We start from the raw sequence: 1,525 nt of genomic DNA on the forward strand, positions 1-1,525 counted from the left end.
TGAAGTGCTTCATAATTGTTAGACAAACAGTCTAATGATTGTGAGGCACTTTTTGTATGGTCAAATATAATCCCGAGTTAAAGGCACAAGTCGTTGGTCAATTTCTTAATGACAAAATGAGCGTTGTTGAACTTGCTCAGAAGTACCGTGTACCTAAACGTCAGATTCAGTATTGGATTCAGCGGTATCGCTTAGGCGGCATCGAAACGCTAAAGCGAAAGGCAAATAAGCGAAAGTTTTCTACTGATTTCAAACTAAGTGTGATAGACTACTACCAAACTCATGATGAGTCTTTAGCTGCTGTCGCCACAAAGTATGATATTTTAGCCTGCCAAATTAGTGTTTGGCGAACTGGATTTAATCGTGATGGCGTTGAAGCTTTACGGTCTCATCAAAAAGGTAGGCCAGCCAAAGTGAAACGGAAGAAGAAATCAACATCATCTCCAGAAAAACAAAACGAAGTTGAACGACTGCGTGCAGAGCTCATTCAAAAAAATAAAGAGTTATACGAAACAAGGTTAGAAAATGATATTCTAAAAAAATCAATGGCTCTGTTCGGACCTTCAAAGGACGACGCAAAACACAAATAGTTGATCAGATCAGAGCTGACCAAGCTAAGCTTCCAAAGCCTGAACGTTATAAAATCGGAGATATCCTTAAGGCCATTGGCCTTAAGAAAGCAACTTATCATGACGAGCGTAAACGAATTAGTAATCGTGATGACAAGTATGCAAGTGTAAAAGAGAAAATTATTGAAATCACGAATAGTGGGAAATATCGAGGACGTTTAACCTATGGTTATCGCCGTGTTCAGACTGAACTGGTCAAATTGAATATCCATCTAGCAGATACCGTTGTGCGTCATTTAATGAGTGAATTAAACGTTCAAGTCAACCTATATAACCGACATAAGAATGGAAAATATTCATCGTATAAAGGTACTGTTGGTAAAGTTTCGGCTAATATTTTAAACCAGGATTTCAGTAAAACCAACCCATATGAGGCGCTTCATACCGACGTGACTCAAGTTCGTTTAGGAAACAATGAATGGGCTTATATCTCGGTTATCACCGATGAAGCAAGTAAAGAAGTTCTCGCATTTCAAATTAGTGACAGTCCAAATCGCCAATTAATTATGAATACCCTTGATGAATTGATCATTAAACTCCCCAAGCATGTTAAACCAATTGTTCATTCGGACCAAGGTTGGTAATATCAGCTCAACTATTATACGCAAAAGCTTGCAGATAATGACTTTATTCAAAGTATGTCTAGGAAGGGCAATTGTCATGACAATGCGCCCGTTGAAAGTTTCTTCCACATTTACACGACAGAATGTTTGAGTGGACTTCCACCATGCCAAGATCTTGAGGAACTAAGTCATATTTCAAAAGACTATATAGATTGGTTTAATCATCACCGAATTTCTACGAAAACAAAAGGTATGTCCCCCTGTGAATACCGAGAACATACCTTAGCTGCGTAAAACTATTTATTTTTGTCTAACTTTTATGTTGCACTTCAA

The 1,525-nt window shown here is 38.0% G+C and carries 3 protein-coding genes; all 3 read left to right on the plus strand.

All coding sequences use genetic code 11. From position 1 onward, the window contains the following. Positions 1-56 precede the first annotated feature (56 nt). The 3 genes from FC15_RS02705 to FC15_RS09320 all read left to right on the plus strand — a co-directional run bounded on the left by FC15_RS02705 (position 57) and on the right by FC15_RS09320 (position 1,486). Complete coding sequence (locus tag FC15_RS02705) at positions 57-590, plus strand: helix-turn-helix domain-containing protein (protein ID WP_057823726.1); 534 nt, start codon at positions 57-59, stop codon at positions 588-590. A 278-nt stretch (positions 591-868) separates the two neighbouring features. After that, positions 869-1,213 (plus strand): DDE-type integrase/transposase/recombinase, encoded by a 345-nt coding sequence (locus tag FC15_RS09315; RefSeq protein ID WP_235803314.1) that lies wholly within the window; start codon positions 869-871, stop codon positions 1,211-1,213. 54 nt (positions 1,214-1,267) lie between these two features. Beyond that, positions 1,268-1,486: an IS3 family transposase gene (locus tag FC15_RS09320; RefSeq protein WP_235803315.1), complete on the plus strand. Its 219-nt coding sequence runs from the start codon at positions 1,268-1,270 to the stop codon at positions 1,484-1,486. Positions 1,487-1,525 lie beyond the last annotated feature (39 nt).

Origin of the sequence: Lapidilactobacillus concavus DSM 17758 (genome assembly GCF_001435835.1) — a bacterium.
GTDB lineage: Bacteria > Bacillota > Bacilli > Lactobacillales > Lactobacillaceae > Lapidilactobacillus > Lapidilactobacillus concavus.